This is a genomic window from Streptomyces sp. CRN 30 (genome assembly GCF_034105845.1).
The window spans coordinates 1-16,606 of record NZ_JAVRHI010000046.1 but is presented as its reverse complement, the minus strand read 5'-3'; the positions used below and the strand labels follow the sequence as shown (position 1 = coordinate 16,606).

General features: G+C 70.0%; 15 protein-coding genes and 2 pseudogenes. All 17 read left to right on the top strand.

What is annotated here, in order from left to right:
- Nucleotides 1-237: 237 nt before the first annotated feature.
- Nucleotides 238-1,167 carry a homoserine kinase gene (gene thrB, locus UW392_RS04595; RefSeq protein ID WP_320773552.1) on the top strand — a complete coding sequence of 310 codons (930 nt, stop codon included), beginning with the start codon at nt 238-240 and terminating at the stop codon, nt 1,165-1,167.
- A 408-nt stretch (nt 1,168-1,575) separates the two neighbouring features.
- A complete protein-coding gene (gene rho / locus UW392_RS04590) occupies nt 1,576-3,645 on the top strand; it encodes a transcription termination factor Rho (RefSeq protein WP_320773551.1) in 2,070 nt (689 codons plus the stop codon).
- A gap of 338 nt (nt 3,646-3,983) precedes the next feature.
- On the top strand, nt 3,984-5,123 hold the full coding sequence (locus tag UW392_RS04585) for an LCP family protein (protein WP_320773550.1): 1,140 nt from the start codon (nt 3,984-3,986) through the stop codon (nt 5,121-5,123).
- Nucleotides 5,124-5,291: 168 nt separating this feature from the next.
- Complete coding sequence (gene rpmE / locus UW392_RS04580; protein ID WP_030672379.1) at nt 5,292-5,516, top strand: 50S ribosomal protein L31; 225 nt, start codon at nt 5,292-5,294, stop codon at nt 5,514-5,516.
- Between the two features lie 106 nt (nt 5,517-5,622).
- On the top strand, nt 5,623-6,699 hold the full coding sequence (gene prfA, locus UW392_RS04575; RefSeq protein WP_320773549.1) for a peptide chain release factor 1: 1,077 nt from the start codon (nt 5,623-5,625) through the stop codon (nt 6,697-6,699).
- A gap of 114 nt (nt 6,700-6,813) precedes the next feature.
- Nucleotides 6,814-7,644 carry a peptide chain release factor N(5)-glutamine methyltransferase gene (gene prmC / locus UW392_RS04570; RefSeq protein ID WP_320773548.1) on the top strand — a complete coding sequence of 277 codons (831 nt, stop codon included), beginning with the start codon at nt 6,814-6,816 and terminating at the stop codon, nt 7,642-7,644.
- A 55-nt stretch (nt 7,645-7,699) separates the two neighbouring features.
- Nucleotides 7,700-8,347: an L-threonylcarbamoyladenylate synthase gene (locus UW392_RS04565; RefSeq protein WP_320773547.1), complete on the top strand. Its 648-nt coding sequence runs from the start codon at nt 7,700-7,702 to the stop codon at nt 8,345-8,347.
- Nucleotides 8,344-9,015, top strand: a complete 672-nt coding sequence (locus UW392_RS04560; RefSeq protein ID WP_320773546.1) for a protein-tyrosine-phosphatase — start codon at nt 8,344-8,346, stop codon at nt 9,013-9,015. Before UW392_RS04565 ends, UW392_RS04560 begins: the two co-directional genes overlap by 4 nt.
- Nucleotides 9,012-9,761: pseudogene (locus UW392_RS04555) on the top strand (hypothetical protein); the annotation flags it as partial. The gene UW392_RS04560 and the pseudogene UW392_RS04555, both read left to right, overlap by 4 nt.
- A 197-nt stretch (nt 9,762-9,958) precedes the next feature.
- Nucleotides 9,959-11,260, top strand: coding sequence for an MraY family glycosyltransferase (locus UW392_RS04550; RefSeq protein ID WP_320773545.1), 1,302 nt, complete (start codon nt 9,959-9,961; stop codon nt 11,258-11,260).
- Nucleotides 11,261-11,546: 286 nt separating this feature from the next.
- Nucleotides 11,547-11,981: a hypothetical protein gene (locus tag UW392_RS04545; protein ID WP_320773544.1), complete on the top strand. Its 435-nt coding sequence runs from the start codon at nt 11,547-11,549 to the stop codon at nt 11,979-11,981.
- 210 nt (nt 11,982-12,191) lie between these two features.
- Nucleotides 12,192-13,031 carry a F0F1 ATP synthase subunit A gene (gene atpB / locus UW392_RS04540; protein ID WP_320773613.1) on the top strand — a complete coding sequence of 280 codons (840 nt, stop codon included), beginning with the start codon at nt 12,192-12,194 and terminating at the stop codon, nt 13,029-13,031.
- 74 nt (nt 13,032-13,105) lie between these two features.
- The gene (gene atpE, locus UW392_RS04535; protein WP_215165679.1) at nt 13,106-13,330 is read left to right on the top strand and encodes an ATP synthase F0 subunit C; all 225 of its coding nucleotides are present in this window, start codon (nt 13,106-13,108) and stop codon (nt 13,328-13,330) included.
- A gap of 40 nt (nt 13,331-13,370) precedes the next feature.
- A complete protein-coding gene (locus UW392_RS04530; RefSeq protein WP_320773543.1) occupies nt 13,371-13,931 on the top strand; it encodes a F0F1 ATP synthase subunit B in 561 nt (186 codons plus the stop codon).
- Nucleotides 13,928-14,743, top strand: a complete 816-nt coding sequence (locus UW392_RS04525) for a F0F1 ATP synthase subunit delta (protein ID WP_320773542.1) — start codon at nt 13,928-13,930, stop codon at nt 14,741-14,743. Before UW392_RS04530 ends, UW392_RS04525 begins: the two co-directional genes overlap by 4 nt.
- Before the next feature lie 146 nt (nt 14,744-14,889).
- Nucleotides 14,890-16,479, top strand: a complete 1,590-nt coding sequence (gene atpA / locus UW392_RS04520; RefSeq protein WP_320773541.1) for a F0F1 ATP synthase subunit alpha — start codon at nt 14,890-14,892, stop codon at nt 16,477-16,479.
- 21 nt (nt 16,480-16,500) lie between these two features.
- Nucleotides 16,501-16,606: pseudogene (locus tag UW392_RS04515) on the top strand (F0F1 ATP synthase subunit gamma); the annotation flags it as partial.

Below are 16,606 nucleotides of genomic sequence, written 5' to 3'. Positions count from 1 at the left end.
GTACCGAACCCGCCCGCCGCATATGCCGCGGTGCCGCGTCGTCTCCGCGGCCCGGAAGCGGCCGGGGTGCGGTCGCCCGTTCGGCAGGCAGCGGCGACCACGGGGTTCTCGTACGTCATCGGATACGTCCTCGGATGTCATCGAACGTCGTTCGACATCGACAGTCATTCGACATCGACCGTCATCGGCATCGACCGTCATTCGACCATCACGCAGCTCAAGGAGAGTCAACGAGCGATGGCCGGTCCCGCCTTCCGCGCCGCCGCCGTCCGGGTGCGCACCCCCGCCACCAGCGCCAACCTCGGTCCGGGCTTCGACGCCCTCGGCCTGGCCCTGGGGCTCTACGACGACGTCGTCGTCCGGGTGGCCGACTCCGGGCTGCACATCGACATCGCGGGCGAGGGCGGCGAGACGCTGCCACGCGACGAGAAGCACCTGCTCGTACGGTCCATGCGCACCGCCTTCGACCTGCTCGGCGGACAGCCGCGCGGTCTTGAGATCGTCTGCGCCAACCGCATCCCGCACGGTCGCGGCCTCGGCTCCTCCTCCGCCGCCATCTGCGCCGGCATCGTCGCCGCGCGCGCGGTGACCATAGGCGGTGAGTCCCGCCTCGACGACGCGGCCGTACTGGACCTCGCCACCGAGATCGAGGGCCACCCGGACAACGTCGCGGCCTGTCTGCTGGGCGGTTTCAGCCTCTCCTGGATGGAGGGCGGCGCCGCCCACGCGATCAGGATGGAGCCCGCCGATTCCATCGTTCCGGTGGTTTTCGTACCGGGTAAGCCCGTGTTGACGGAGACGGCGCGCGGACTGCTCCCGCGCACCGTCCCGCACGTCGACGCCGCCGCCAACGCAGGCCGTGCCGCGCTGCTCGTCGAGGCCCTCACCCGGCGCCCCGAGCTGCTGCTGCCGGCCACCGAGGACCGGCTCCACCAGGAGTACCGCGCCCCGGCCATGCCGGAGAGCGCCGCACTGGTGGAACGGCTGCGGGGCGACGGCATCCCCGCCGTGATCTCCGGCGCCGGACCCACCGTGATGGCGCTCGCCGACGCGGGCACCGCCGACAAGGTCGAGGCGCTGGCGGGCGAGGACTGGGCCGCGAACCGGCTGGGCCTGGACCTGCGGGGGGCGAGCGTGCTCCCCCTGGCACCCACCAGTGACATCTAGACGCACACGGTTGCCGGATTTGGAGAGGGGGAATATTTGTTGGATCCGGTAGTGTTAACCTCAAGTCTGCACCCGACCCCACCATGGCGAGGTGCCTCGTGTCCCCGTCCGGGACAGACATTCTTCCGGGAGCCCCCCAAACCGCACTGTGCGGTGCGCGCCGTACGCGGGCAGTACGGCGTACACCGACACTGAGCGGTCCGGGCACGCTCCGGAACCGGTGCGACCAGGCCGCCTGACACCGACAGTGGGTGCCATGGTCAGGGGAAGCGCCATCACCAGATATCTCTTCCGCCGCTTAGGCGGACCACCGCCCCGGCACGGTTCGCACAGCAAGGACCGAAGTCGGACAGCACAACCGGTCGCCGAGCCAGACAGGCCGACGTCCGCTCCAGGGAAGGACCCTTCGTGAGCGACACCACCGATCTGATGGGCGCACGTGTCGAGGAGACCGCTGCCGCGCCCGCCACGGACGCCTCCGCGCCTGCCAGCGGTGCCGGCTCCCGGCGGCGCCGGGGTACCGGCCTAGAGGGCATGGTGCTGGCCGAGCTTCAGCAGGTCGCATCCGGCCTCGGTATCAGGGGCACCGCGCGGATGCGCAAGAGCCAGCTGATCGAGGTCATCAAGGAGGCGCAGGCCGGGGGCGGGGCTCCCGCCAAGGCCGCGGACGGCGCCGCCGAGACCAAGCCGAAGCGCCGCGCCACCTCCCGGACCCGTACGGGTGACGAGGGCGCCGCCGACAAGGCGGCGGCCAAGGCCGAGAAGGCCGAGCGCAAGCCCGCCAAGGCCACCGACTCCATCGAGAAGGCCGCGTCGCAGCAGCAGATCGAGATCCCGGGGCAGCCCGACGGCGGCCCCGCCCGCGCGAGCGACGCCGAGCGCGGATCGAACGAGGCGCCCAACGAGCGCCGCCGTCGCCGCGCCACCGCCGACGCCGGCAGCCCGGCCGCCGCGACCGACACGGTCGCCGCCGAGGCCAAGGGCGACGCCCCCGCTCAGCAGAACCAGCAGCAGAACCAGGGCGGCCAGCACCAGCAGGGCGACGGCCGCTCCGACGCCGGTGACGGCGAGGGCCGCCGCCGCGACCGCCGTGACCGCGGGCGCGACCGCGACCGTGACCGCGACCGCCGCGGCAAGGGCGACGACCAGCAGAACCAGGGCGGCAACCAGCAGCGCCAGCAGCAGGGCGGCGGCCGCCAGGACCGCAACAACGGTCCGCAGGACGACGGCTACGACGACGACGGCAGCGGCCGCCGGGGACGCCGCGGCCGCTACCGGGACCGCCGCGGCCGTCGCGGACGCGACGAGATCGCCTCCGAGCCGCAGATCACCGACGACGACGTCCTGATCCCCGTCGCGGGCATCCTGGACATCCTCGACAACTACGCGTTCATCCGTACGTCCGGCTACCTCCCCGGTCCGAACGACGTGTACGTCTCCCTCGCCCAGGTCCGCAAGAACGGCCTGCGCAAGGGCGACCACATCACCGGCGCGGTCCGCCAGCCGAAGGAGGGCGAGCGCCGCGAGAAGTTCAACGCGCTGGTCCGCCTCGACTCCGTCAACGGCATGGCGCCCGAACACGGCCGCGGTCGGCCGGAGTTCAACAAGCTGACGCCGCTCTACCCGCAGGACCGCCTCCGCCTGGAGACGGACCCGGGCGTGCTGACGACCCGCATCATCGACCTCGTCTCGCCCATCGGCAAGGGCCAGCGCGGTCTGATCGTGGCCCCGCCGAAGACCGGCAAGACCATGATCATGCAGGCGGTCGCCAACGCGATCACGCACAACAACCCCGAGTGCCACCTGATGGTCGTCCTCGTCGACGAGCGTCCGGAAGAGGTCACCGACATGCAGCGGTCGGTGAAGGGCGAGGTCATCTCCTCGACCTTCGACCGCCCGGCCGAGGACCACACCACCGTTGCCGAGCTGGCCATCGAGCGCGCCAAGCGCCTCGTCGAGCTGGGCCACGACGTGGTCGTGCTGCTGGACTCCATCACGCGTCTGGGCCGTGCGTACAACCTCGCCGCCCCGGCCTCCGGCCGCATCCTCTCCGGTGGTGTCGACTCCACGGCGCTGTACCCGCCCAAGCGCTTCTTCGGCGCCGCGCGCAACATCGAGGACGGCGGCTCGCTGACCATCCTCGCCACCGCGCTGGTCGACACCGGGTCCCGCATGGACGAGGTGATCTTCGAGGAGTTCAAGGGCACCGGCAACATGGAGCTGAAGCTCGACCGGAAGCTCGCCGACAAGCGCATCTTCCCCGCGGTGGACGTCGACGCGTCCGGCACCCGCAAGGAGGAGATCCTGCTCGGCAGCGACGAGCTGGCCATCGTCTGGAAGCTGCGCCGGGTGCTGCACGCCCTGGACTCGCAGCAGGCGATCGAACTGCTCCTCGACAAGATGAAGCAGACCAAGTCGAACGCCGAGTTCCTGCTCCAGATCCAGAAGACGACCCCGACGCCGGGCAACGGCGACTGAGGCGACCGTCCACGCGCGAAGGCCGCTCCCCGGCACCCGGGGAGCGGCCTTCCCGCGTTCCCGGGAGACGTTCCCCACACGGAGCGTGTCCGTCCGGATGTCGACGGCAGCGCACGACACGTACGAAACCCCAGGTGGGCGGAGGGTGTCCGGACAAGTACGGATACCCACGGTCACCGAAGTGGCACAGTTCGCGCACCGTGCCCCGTGCAACCCTTTCCCGGGTTTCTCCGTCTGACCGAACGGAGCGACGATGGTGCCGAGGGGGTTCCGCACTGGCGCGGAGCCCGGTACCGAAAAGCAGGGGGTAGTACCGCCGTACGAGAGTCGAGGAGCACATGTCCGCCGAGCGCACGCCGGAATCCGGCATACCGGGGGAGCCCGGCACCAACGGGCCGCGCCACCGAGGCAAGGGCCACCGCCGCAAACCCCGCAGCAGACGCCGCAAGGGCCTGATCGTCACGGCCTGGACGGCCGCCGGCATCGTCGCTCTCGGCGGCACCGGCGTCGGCTACCTCTACTTCAAGCTGAACGGCAATCTCGAAAGCGTCGACATCGACCAGGCCCTCGGCACCGACCGGCCCGAGAAGGCCGACGACGGCTCCGAGAACATCCTGGTCCTCGGCTCGGACACCCGGGCCGGCGGCAACAAGAAGCTCGGCGGCGGCACCGACGACGGCAGCGCCCGCTCCGACACCGCGATGGTCGTCCACGTCTACAAGGGCCACAAGAAGGCCAGCGTGGTCTCCGTCCCGCGCGACACCCTCGTCGAGCGCCCCGAGTGCACCGACGCCGACGGCACCGTGCACGACGCCGCGAGCAACGTCATGTTCAACTCCGCGTACTCCACCGGCGGCGCCGCCTGCGCCGTGAAGACCGTCGAGTCGATGAGCGGCCTGCGCATGGACCACTACCTGGAGGTCGACTTCAGCGGCTTCCAGGAGCTCATCGACGAACTCGGCGGCGTCGAGATCACCACCACCGAGGACATCTCCGACCCCGACAGCCACCTCGACCTCAAGGCCGGCACCCACACCCTCGACGGCGAGCAGGCCCTCGGCCTGGTCCGCACCCGGCACGGCGTCGGCGACGGCTCCGACCTCGGCCGCATCCAGCTCCAGCAGGCGTTCATCAAGGCCCTGGTGCACCAGGTCAAGGACATCGGCGTCCTCACCAGCCCCAAGAAGCTGGTCGACCTCGCCGACACCGCCACCAAGACCGTCACCACCGACTCCGACCTCGGCTCGGTCAACTCCCTCATGGCCTTCGCGAGCGGCCTCAAGGGCATCACCCCCGCGAAGATGAACATGGTCACGATGCCGGTCCGGTACGACCCGGCGGACGCCAACCGGGTCCTGGTGGAGGAGACCAAGGCCCAGCAGGTCTGGACGGCCCTGAAGAACGACCGGGCGATCCCCGGGACGGCCACCGAAGGTACGGCGGCAGGCGGAGCCAAGGGCGTCGTCAGCGCCCCGTAGGGGCGCGGGGAACTGCGCGAGAACCACCCACGGACCCGCAGGGAATAGAAGACCGTAACCCCCGGTTTTGGGGGATGGACCCAGTCCTGGCAGACTGGACCGTCGGTCCCGGTTCACGCCCCGCATCCCGCGGAGCGACCCGGCACCCTCCCGAACCTAGGAGACACCTTGAAGCGCGACATCCACCCCGAGTACGTCGAGACGCAGGTCAGCTGCACCTGTGGCGCGTCGTTCACCACGCGCAGCACCATCCAGAGCGGCACCATCCGCGCTGAGGTCTGCTCCGAGTGCCACCCGTTCTACACGGGCAAGCAGAAGATCCTCGACACCGGTGGCCGCGTGGCTCGCTTCGAGGCCCGCTTCGGCAAGGCCGCCGCCGGCTCCAAGAAGTAGCGAGCCACCTCTCGCCGGTCCACGGCCGCGCCCCCACGAGGGCGCGCCGGGACCGGCGTTTTTGGTCGCCCGCCTTCCCCTTTCACCGCAGTAGCAGGAGCCCAAGATGTTCGAGGCCGTCGAGGAACTCGTCGCCGAGCACGCCGACCTGGAGAAGAAGCTCGCCGACCCCTCGGTCCACTCCGACCAGGCCAACGCGCGCAAGCTCAACAAGCGGTACGCCGAGCTGACGCCCATCGTCGCCACGTACCGCTCCTGGAAGCGGACGGGCGACGACATCGAGACCGCGCGCGAGTTCGCCGCCTCCGACCCGGACTTCGCCGCCGAGGTCAAAGAGCTGGAGAAGAGCCGCGAGGAACTCACCGAGAAGCTGCGCCTGCTCCTCGTCCCGCGCGACCCCAGCGACGACAAGGACGTGATCCTGGAGATCAAGGCGGGCGCGGGCGGCGACGAGTCGGCGCTGTTCGCCGGCGACCTGCTGCGGATGTACCTGCGCTACGCCGAGCGGGTCGGCTGGAAGACCGAGATCATCGACTCCACCGAGTCCGAACTGGGCGGCTACAAGGACGTCCAGGTCGCCGTGAAGACCAAGGGCGGCCAGGGCGCCACCGAGCCCGGCCAGGGCGTCTGGGCGCGGCTGAAGTACGAGGGCGGCGTGCACCGCGTGCAGCGCGTGCCGGCCACCGAGTCGCAGGGCCGCATCCACACCTCCGCCGCCGGCGTGCTCGTCACGCCCGAGGCCGAGGAGGTCGACGTCGAGATCAACATGAACGACCTGCGGATCGACGTCTACCGCTCCTCAGGACCCGGCGGCCAGTCGGTCAACACGACCGACTCCGCCGTGCGCATCACGCACATCCCCACCGGAGTCGTCGCCTCCTGCCAGAACGAGAAGAGCCAGCTCCAGAACAAGGAGCAGGCGATGCGTATCCTGCGCTCCAGGCTGCTGGCCGCGGCGCAGGAGGAGGCGGAGAAGGAGGCCGCGGACGCCCGGCGCAGCCAGGTCCGCACCGTCGACCGCTCCGAGAAGATCCGCACGTACAACTTCCCGGAGAACCGCATCTCCGACCACCGCGTCGGCTTCAAGGCGTACAACCTGGACCAGGTCCTGGACGGCGACCTCGACGCGGTGATCCAGGCGTGCGTCGACGCGGACTCGGCCGCCAAGCTCGCCGCCGCCTGAGCCGCGGCCCACCGCGTAGCCGCGTACCCCGCGAACCCCTCGTAGACAGCTCGGAGGACCAGCGTGCAGCAACATTCCGGGGGGCGACCCCCGAGCCCCCGCAGCGTGCTGCTCATGGAGGTCGCCCAGGCCACCCAGCGGCTGGCCGACGCCGGTGTGCCCTCGCCGCGCACGGACGCGGAGGAACTCGCCGCGTTCCTGCACGGCGTCAAGCGCGGCGAGCTGCACACCGTGAAGGACGCGGACTTCGACGCCCGGTACTGGGAGGTCGTCGCCCGCCGCGAGGCCCGCGAACCGCTCCAGCACATCACCGGCCGCGCCTACTTCCGCTACCTGGAGCTCCAGGTCGGGCCCGGTGTCTTCGTGCCCCGCCCCGAGACCGAGTCCGTGGTCGGGTGGGCCATAGACGCCGTACGCGCCATGGACGTCGTCGAGCCCTGCATCGTCGACCTGTGCACCGGCTCCGGCGCCATCGCGCTCGCGCTCGCCCAGGAGGTGCCGCGCTCGCGCGTGTACGCCGTGGAGCTGTCCGAGGACGCCCTGGTGTGGACGCGGAAGAACATGGAGGGGTCCAGGGTCGAGCTGCGCCAGGGAGACGCCCTGACGGCCTTCCCTGACCTCGACGGCCAGGTCGACCTGGTCATCTCCAACCCGCCGTACATCCCGCTCACCGAGTGGGAGTACGTCGCCCCCGAGGCCCGCGACCACGACCCGCAGCTGGCGCTGTTCTCCGGCGAGGACGGCCTCGACCTCATCCGCGGCCTGGAGCGCACCGCGCACCGGCTGCTGCGCCCCGGCGGCGTCGTCGTCGTGGAGCACGCCGACACCCAGGGCGGCCAGGTCCCCTGGATCTTCACCGAGGAGCGGGGCTGGGCCGACGCGGCCGACCACCCCGACCTGAACAACCGGCCCCGGTTCGCCACCGCCCGCAAGGCGATGCCGTGAGCCGCCCGCAGACTTCTTTCCCCCAGCAGCACGTGTTCGAGGAGGACCGCTAGACATGGCACGGCGATACGACACCAATGACGCGACCGACCGCGTGACGGGTCTGCGCGAGGCCGCTTCGGCGGTCCGCCGTGGCGAGCTGGTGGTGCTGCCGACGGACACGGTCTACGGCATCGGCGCCGACGCGTTCTCCTCGGAGGCCGTCGGGGACCTGCTGGAGGCCAAGGGCCGGGGCCGCAACATGCCGTCGCCCGTGCTGATCGGCTCCCCGAACACCCTGCACGGCCTCGTCACGGACTTCTCCGAGATGGCCTGGGAACTGGTCGACGCGTTCTGGCCGGGCGCGCTGACGCTCGTCGCCAAGCACCAGCCGTCGCTCCAGTGGGACCTCGGCGACACCCGGGGCACCGTCGCCGTGCGGATGCCGCTGCACCCGGTCGCCATCGAGCTGCTCACCGAGTTCGGCCCGATGGCCGTCTCCTCCGCCAACCTCACCGGCCACCCCGCGCCGGAGGACTGCGACGCCGCCCAGGCGATGCTCGGCGACTCCGTCTCCGTCTACCTGGACGGCGGCCCCACCCCGGGCAACGTCCCCTCCTCCATCGTCGACGTCACCCGCGAGGTGCCCGTGCTGCTGCGGGCCGGCGCGCTGTCGGCCGAGGAGCTGAGGAAGGTCGTACCCGACCTTGAGGTGGCGAATTGACGGCCCCTGAGGCGGGGCGTGGCATAGGCGGTATCAACGAGCAGACGACCACCTTCGTCGGACTGCCGCGCGACACCTTCCGCATCCTCCACGTCAGCACCGGCAACGTGTGCCGCTCGCCCATCACCGAGCGGCTGACCCGCCATTTCGTGCGGGAGCGGCTCGGCATCCTGGGCGGCGGGCTCGTCGTGGAGAGCGCGGGCACCTGGGGCCACGAGGGTGCCCCCATGGAGGACAACGCGGAGACCGTGCTCGCCGACTTCGGCGCGGACGCCTCCGGCTTCACCGGCCGGGAACTCCTCGACGACCACGTGATCCGCGCCGACCTGGTGCTCACCGCGACCCGCGACCACCGCGCGCAGGTCATCTCCATGGGCCACTCCGCGGGCCTGCGCACGTTCACGCTCAAGGAGTTCACCCGCCTGGTCAACGCCATCGACCCGGCCACCCTGCCGCCCTTGGAGGAGGGCCTGGTCGCGCGGGCGCGGGCCCTCGTGCGCGCGTCCGCGGCGCTGCGCGGCTGGCTGCTGGCGCCGACCGCGGAGGCCGACGAGGTCTACGACCCCTACGGCGCCCCGCTGACCTTCTTCCGGTCGATCGGCGACGAGATACACCAGGCCCTGGACCCGGTGGTCACCGCGCTGACCGGGGTGCCCGCCCGGACCTGAGGACCGGGCACCGGGACAGACCGGGCGCACCCGACACCGTGGGCCTGCATCGGACCGAGCAGGGCTCTGAACAGGATTTTGAGCAGGACCATTCGCCGCACGTCCGAAGCGCGCCATGCCGGTCACCCGTCCCCGTCCCCGACACGTACGCCGAGGGCTGTCCGGGCGCCCGCCACCACGGCGGCCGCGAACCGGCCGACAGCGCCGGGCGGCCGGCCGTACAGCGGGCCAGGAAGCTGTTCGGCGCCGCGCACGCCGACGTGCGGGCCCACTCCGGCTCCTCGGCGGTCCTGGCCGCCTACGCGGCGCTGCCGCGCCCCGGTGACACCGTTCTGGCGCTCGGCGGCCACCTCAGCCACGGCGCGCCGAGCAACGTCTCCGGCCGCTGCTTCGACTTCCTCGGCCACGGCGTCGACGCGGAGACCGGTCTGATCGACCACGACCAGGTCCGCGCGCCGGCCCGTGCCCACCAGCCCAAGGCGCTGGTGTACGGCTCGATCGCCTACCCCCGCCACTTCGGCCGGGCGTTCTTCCGCGAGGTCGCCGACCAGGCGGGTGCCTGCCTCATCGCGGACGCCGCCCACCCCATCGGGCTGCTGGCCGGGGGAGCGGCGCTCAGCCCGGTGCCGTACGCCGACATCGTCCGCGCCACCACCCACAAGGTGCTGCGCGGGCCGCGCGGCGGCATGCTCCTGTGCGGCGAGAAGCCGGCCGGGCGGGTGGACCGGGCGGTGCATGCGTCGACGGACGCGAGGCCCGCGCACGGGCCGAGGTGCGGGAGCTGACGGCCGGATTTCCGCCGTGTCCGAGCTGATGCGGGGCAGCCGCTCCCGGGTGCACAGCCGCACGTGCAACCATCGTCGCTACCCGGAAGTCCCCACTCGTATGCGCTCATCGCTAGGGTGAGGGGCTGGAATGGCCAGCGAGACCTGTGGGGAAGCCCGTGCGTGAATACCTGCTGACGCTCTGCATCACGGCCGCGGTGACGTATCTGCTGACAGGGCCGGTACGGAAATTCGCGATCGTGGCGGGAGCGATGCCGGCGGTCCGGGCACGGGACGTGCACCGGGAACCCACTCCGCGGCTCGGCGGTATCGCCATGTTCTTCGGGTTGTGCGCCGGGATGCTGGTCGCCGACCACCTCACCAACCTCAACGAGGTCTTCGAGAACTCCAACGAGCCGCGGGCGCTGCTCTCCGGGGCGGCCGTGATCTGGCTGATCGGTGTCCTGGACGACAAGTTCGAGATCGACGCCCTGATCAAGCTGGGTGCCCAGATGATCGCCGCGGGCGTGATGGTGGTGCAGGGTCTGACCATCCTGTGGCTGCCGATCCCGGGCGTGGGCAACGTGGCGCTGACCCAGTGGCAGGGCACGCTGCTGACGGTGGCGCTGGTCGTCATCACCATCAACGCGGTCAACTTCGTGGACGGCCTCGACGGACTCGCGGCCGGCATGGTGTGCATCGCGGCGGCGGCGTTCTTCATGTACGCCTACCGCATCTGGTACTCGTACGGCATCGAGGCCGCCGCCCCGGCGACGCTCTTCGCGGCGATCCTGATGGGCATGTGCGTGGGCTTCCTGCCGCACAACATGCACCCCGCGCGGATCTTCATGGGCGACTCGGGGTCGATGCTGATCGGCCTGGTCCTCGCGGCCGGCGCGATCTCGGTGACGGGTCAGGTCGACCCGGACGCGCTGAAGCTGTTCTCCGGCTCCGAGCGCAACACCGTCCACCAGATGGTGCCGGTGTACATCCCGCTGCTGATGCCGCTGACCATCATCGCGATCCCCGCCGCCGACCTGATCCTGGCCATCGTGCGGCGCACCTGGCGCGGCCAGTCGCCGTTCGCCGCGGACCGGGGGCACCTGCACCACCGGCTCCTGGAGGTCGGGCACAGCCACAGCCGCGCGGTGCTCATCATGTACTTCTGGTCGGCGCTGATCGCGTTCGGCGCGCTCGCCTACTCGGTCAACTCGGCGTCCATGTGGATCGTGCTGGGTGTGGTCTTCCTCAGCGCGATCGGCCTGGGGCTGCTCCTGCTGCCGCGGTTCACGCCGCGGGCCCCGCTGTGGGCGCAGCGCGTCGTGCCGCCCCGCTACCGCCGTCGCGCGGTCGGCGCCCCGGTGGTGCCGGCCGCCGAGGAGGAACGGCCCGACGACGAGCGGGTGCCCGCGGGTGTCTCGGGTGCCACGGGCGTCAATGGCGCAACGGCCGTCGGCCCCCGTTCGCGGCTGCCAAGGTAAGAATCTGACTAGAGCATTGCCAACTCGTGGGGGAGCAAAGCTCCCCATTACCAGACAAGTCGGCGCTGTGTTTGCACAAACGCGCACTGTCACTCTCATGTGTGACAGCGAGCACACCCCCAGGTAAAGACCTCATCAAATAGTTTGTGATACGGTTCACGAGAACCCCCGGATAGAGCCGAAGGACCGCAGTGCGACGGTTCCTTGGCGTGAGGACCCCACTCAGCCCGGGACTACGCTCGTCCATGACGACACCTGCCCCCTGTGAAAAAGCGGAGTTGCCGCCATGCCGTCCAATGACGTCCGGATCCTTCTCCAGGCCGCTGTGCCCACAGCTGCCGTCGGCGCGATCGCAGCCGTCGTCAGTGGTGTGGTCGCCGGTGGCAAGGGGGCGATCGGGGCCGTCGTCGCGACGGTGGTCGTGATGCTGTTCATGGGTCTGGGTCTGTATGTCCTGCAGCGCACCGCCAAATCGCTTCCGCACCTTTTCCAGGCGATGGGCCTGATGCTCTACGCGGCACAGATCCTGCTGTTGTTCATCTTCCTCGCCGCGTTCAAGAACACGACGCTGTTCAACCCGCGGTCCTTCGCGATCACCCTGGTCGTCGGAACCCTCGTGTGGATCGCCGCGCAGACGCGCGCCCACATGAAGGCCAAGATCCTCTACGTCGAGCCCGACAAGTCGGACGACAAGCCCGAGAAGACGGGCCACTCGTCGTGAGGGGTAGGGCCGGGATAAAGGCGCCAGGGAGATCCTGCTATCGTCCGGTGCCAACTGCGGCATCGCGGGCGCGGGCATCCCAGCTGACGCCTGTTCATTCGCGAGGCGAGATGCCCCACAGCCGCCCCCACATCCGTAACACCAGTCCCGTGCCGAACCGCGGCTCCGCGCCGCGCCGACACAACGAGGTTGCCGTACCTATGCGCCACGCTGAAGGAGCCCGCGGTGAGTGCTGATCCGACGCAGGTGCTCGCCTTCGAGACCGACTGCCACATCTTCGACGGCTGTGGCTTCCCGGCCCCCGGCCTGCACTCGTTCCTCTTCGAGCCGCTCGCCGGGAACGCGGACGGCAACGGCTTCTACTTCAACAAGCCGATGCTGCTCGCGCTCCTCGGCTCGATCATCATCGTGGGCTTCTTCTGGGCCGCCTTCGCCCGTCCGAAGGTCGTTCCCGGCAAGCTGCAGATGGTCGGCGAGGCCGGCTACGACTTCATCCGCCGCGGTGTGGTCTACGAGACGCTCGGAAAGCGCGAGGGCGAGAAGTACGTCCCGCTGATCGTCTCCCTCTTCTTCTTCATCTGGATGATGAACCTGTGGTCGATCATCCCGGTCGCCCAGTTCCCGGTGACGTCGATCATCGCCTACCCCGCCGGGCTGGCCCTGATCGTCTACGTCCTGTGGGTCTCGCTGACCTTCAAGCGCCACGGGTTCGTCGGCTTCTTCAAGAACGTCACGGGCTACGACAAGTCGCTCGGCGCGGTGCTGCCGCTGGCCATGACGATCGAGTTCTTCTCGAACCTCATCGTCCGCCCCTTCACCCACGCCGTCCGGCTCTTCGCCAACATGTTCGCGGGTCACACGCTGCTGCTGCTCTTCACGATCGCCAGCTGGTACCTGCTCAACGGTGTCGGCATCGCCTACGCCGGCGTGTCCTTCGTGATGACGCTCGTCATGACGGCGTTCGAGCTCTTCATCCAGGCCGTGCAGGCGTACGTGTTCGTGCTGCTGACCTGCACCTACATCCAGGGCGCGCTCGCCGAGCACCACTGAGTGACCCCGCCTCGCAATCCCCAGCCGTCCGGTGGCCAACCCCCACCGGTCCGTAAAGAGAAGGAAGAACTGGCATGTCCAACACCCTTGCCGCTGTCGAAGGTTCGCTCAGCTCCGTTGGTTACGGCCTGGCCGCCATCGGCCCCGGCGTCGGCGTCGGCATCATCTTCGGCAACGGTACCCAGGCCCTCGCCCGCCAGCCCGAGGCGGCCGGTCTGATCCGCGCCAACCAGATCCTGGGCTTCGCCTTCTGTGAGGCGCTCGCCCTCATCGGCCTCGTCATGCCGTTCGTCTACTAAGACGGCCTGACGACCGACCCTTTCGACGAAAGGCACTGATGTGACATCCGCCCTGGTACTTCTGGCGGCTGAGGGTGAGAAGGAGAACCCCCTCATCCCGCCGTGGCCGGAAGTTGTCATCGGCCTCATCGCTTTCGTCATCGTCTTCGGCTTCCTCGCCAAGAAGCTGCTCCCGAACATCAACAAGGTTCTGGATGAGCGTCGCGAGGCCATCGAGGGCGGTATCGAGAAGGCCGAGGCCGCGCAGACCGAGGCCCAGAGCGTCCTTGAGCAGTACAAGGCTCAGCTCGCCGAGGCCCGGCACGAGGCCGCGCGTCTGCGCCAGGAGGCGCAGGAGCAGGGCGCCACGCTCATCGCCGAGATGCGCGCGGAAGGCCAGCGGCAGCGTGAGGAGATCATCGCCGCCGGCCACGCCCAGATCGAGGCCGACCGCAAGGCCGCCGCGTCCGCGCTGCGCCAGGACGTCGGCACGATCGCCACGGAGCTGGCCGGCAAGCTGGTCGGCGAGTCCCTGGAGGACCACGCCCGCCAGAGCCGCGTCATCGACCGGTTCCTCGACGAGCTGGACGACAAGGCGACGAAGGCCGAGGCTGCCCGATGAACGGAGCGAGCCGTGAGGCCCTTGCCGCCGCACGTGAGCGTCTCGACGCGCTGACGGACTCCACGTCCGTGAACGCCGGCTCGCTCGCCGACGAGCTGGCCGCCGTCACCGCGCTGCTCGACCGCGAGGTCGGCCTGCGCCGGGTCCTCACCGACCCGGCGCAGACCGGCGAGGCCAAGGCCCAGCTGGTGCAGCGCCTCATCGGCGCCCAGGTCAGCGGCACCGCCGCCGACCTGGTCTCCGGGATGGTGCGCTCCCGCTGGTCGCAGCCCCGCGACCTGGTGGACGCGCTGGAGGAGCTGGCGGACACCGCCGACCTCACCGCCGCCCAGCGGCGCGGATCGCTCGACGACGTCGAGGACGAGCTGTTCCGGTTCGCCCGGATCGTCTCCTCCAACACCGAGCTGCGGGCCGCGCTGACCGACCGCAAGGCCACCACCGCGGCCAAGGGCGAGCTGCTGCGCAGCCTGCTCGGCGGCCGGGCCATGCCGGGCACCGAGCGTCTGGTGACCCGCCTTGTGACCGCGCCCCGGGGACGTAGCCTGGAGTCGGGACTCGAGTCCCTGTCCAAGCTCGCCGCCGAGCGCCGCGACCGCATGGTGGCCGTCGTCACCTCGGCGGTCCCGCTGAGCGACCCGCAGAAGCAGCGCCTGGGCGCCGCCCTCGCGAAGCTCTACGGCCGCCAGATGCACCTCAACCTGGACGTGGACCCCGAGGTCCTCGGCGGTATCCAGGTGCAGGTCGGCGACGAGGTCATCAACGGCTCGATCGCCGACCGCCTCGCCGAGGCCGGCCGTCGGCTCGCGGGCTAGCGCCAAACTTCATAGCAGTACGTACGTGTACCTACGGCCCGGTTGGGCCGTGCAGAGGATTCACCTCGTTCAGGGGGGAGTCCGGGATTTCGAGACATCCCCCCAAAGTGAAACTTCGGGCCCAACAAGGAGAGCAGGGAACCCAGATGGCGGAGCTCACGATCCGGCCGGAGGAGATCCGGGACGCACTGGAGACCTTCGTCCAGTCGTACAAGCCGGACGCGGCCTCGCGCGAGGAGGTCGGTACGGTCACCCTTGCCGGCGACGGCATCGCGAGGGTCGAGGGTCTTCCCTCGGCCATGGCCAACGAACTGCTGAAGTTCGAGGACGGCACCCTCGGCCTCGCGCTCAACCTCGAAGAGCGCGAGATCGGTGCCATCGTCCTCGGTGAGTTCAGCGGCATCGAGGAGGGTCAGCCGGTCAGCCGTACCGGTGAGGTCCTCTCCGTCGCGGTCGGCGAGGGCTACCTCGGCCGCGTCGTCGACCCCCTCGGCAACCCGATCGACGGCCTCGGCGAGATCGAGACCACCGGCCGCCGCGCCCTTGAGCTGCAGGCCCCCACGGTCATGCAGCGCAAGTCGGTGCACGAGCCGATGGAGACCGGCTACAAGGCCGTCGACGCGATGACCCCGGTCGGCCGCGGCCAGCGCCAGCTGATCATCGGCGACCGCCAGACCGGCAAGACCGCGCTGGCCGTCGACACGATCATCAACCAGCGCGACAACTGGCGCTCGGGCGACCCGAAGAAGCAGGTCCGCTGCGTCTACGTCGCCATCGGCCAGAAGGGCTCGACCATCGCCTCCGTGCGGGGCGCCCTGGAAGAGGCCGGCGCGCTGGAGTACACGACCATCGTCGCCGCCCCGGCCTCCGACCCGGCCGGCTTCAAGTACCTCGCGCCGTACACCGGCTCGGCCATCGGCCAGCAGTGGATGTACGAGGGCAAGCACGTCCTGATCATCTTCGACGACCTGTCGAAGCAGGCCGACGCCTACCGCGCCGTCTCCCTGCTGCTGCGCCGCCCGCCGGGGCGCGAGGCCTACCCGGGTGACGTCTTCTACCTGCACTCCCGTCTGCTGGAGCGCTGCGCCAAGCTCTCCGACGACATGGGCGCCGGCTCGATGACCGGTCTGCCGATCGTCGAGACCAAGGCCAACGACGTCTCGGCGTTCATCCCGACCAACGTCATCTCCATCACCGACGGCCAGTGCTTCCTGGAGTCGGACCTCTTCAACGCCGGTCAGCGCCCCGCGCTGAACGTCGGTATCTCCGTCTCCCGAGTCGGTGGTTCCGCGCAGCACAAGGCGATGAAGCAGGTCTCCGGCCGTCTCCGCCTGGACCTCGCCCAGTACCGCGAGCTGGAGGCGTTCGCCGCCTTCGGTTCCGACCTGGACGCCGCGTCCAAGGCGCAGCTGGAGCGCGGTCAGCGCCTGGTCGAGCTGCTGAAGCAGCCGCAGTACCAGCCGATGGCCACCGAGGACCAGGTCGTCTCCGTCTGGGCCGGCACCACCGGCAAGATGGACGACGTGCCGGTCGGTGACGTCCGCCGCTTCGAGACGGAGCTCCTGGACTACCTGCACCGCAAGGAGCAGGGCCTGATGACCTCCATCAAGGAGGGCGGCAAGATGTCCGACGACACCCTGACCGCCGTCGCCGACGCCATCGCGGAGTTCAAGAAGCAGTTCGAGACGTCGGACGGCAAGCTGCTCGGCGAGGACGCCCCGTCCGCCGCCAAGTGACGTAAGGAAGGGACCTGACTCATGGGAGCCCAGCTCCGGGTCTACAAGCGTCGCATCCGATCCGTCACCGCGACCAAGAAGATCACCAAGGCGATGGAGATGATCGCCGCCTCGCGCGTCGTCAAGG

Coding starts and splice junctions, on each gene's coding strand:
- UW392_RS04565 (WP_320773547.1), top strand. CDS start 7,700: ATGGCACGGCGATACGACACCAATGACGCGACCGACCGCGTGACGGGT.
- atpA (WP_320773541.1), top strand. CDS start 14,890: ATGGCGGAGCTCACGATCCGGCCGGAGGAGATCCGGGACGCACTGGAG.
- thrB (WP_320773552.1), top strand. CDS start 238: ATGGCCGGTCCCGCCTTCCGCGCCGCCGCCGTCCGGGTGCGCACCCCC.
- prfA (WP_320773549.1), top strand. CDS start 5,623: ATGTTCGAGGCCGTCGAGGAACTCGTCGCCGAGCACGCCGACCTGGAG.
- UW392_RS04525 (WP_320773542.1), top strand. CDS start 13,928: ATGAACGGAGCGAGCCGTGAGGCCCTTGCCGCCGCACGTGAGCGTCTC.
- UW392_RS04585 (WP_320773550.1), top strand. CDS start 3,984: ATGTCCGCCGAGCGCACGCCGGAATCCGGCATACCGGGGGAGCCCGGC.
- atpE (WP_215165679.1), top strand. CDS start 13,106: ATGTCCAACACCCTTGCCGCTGTCGAAGGTTCGCTCAGCTCCGTTGGT.
- prmC (WP_320773548.1), top strand. CDS start 6,814: ATGGAGGTCGCCCAGGCCACCCAGCGGCTGGCCGACGCCGGTGTGCCC.
- UW392_RS04545 (WP_320773544.1), top strand. CDS start 11,547: ATGCCGTCCAATGACGTCCGGATCCTTCTCCAGGCCGCTGTGCCCACA.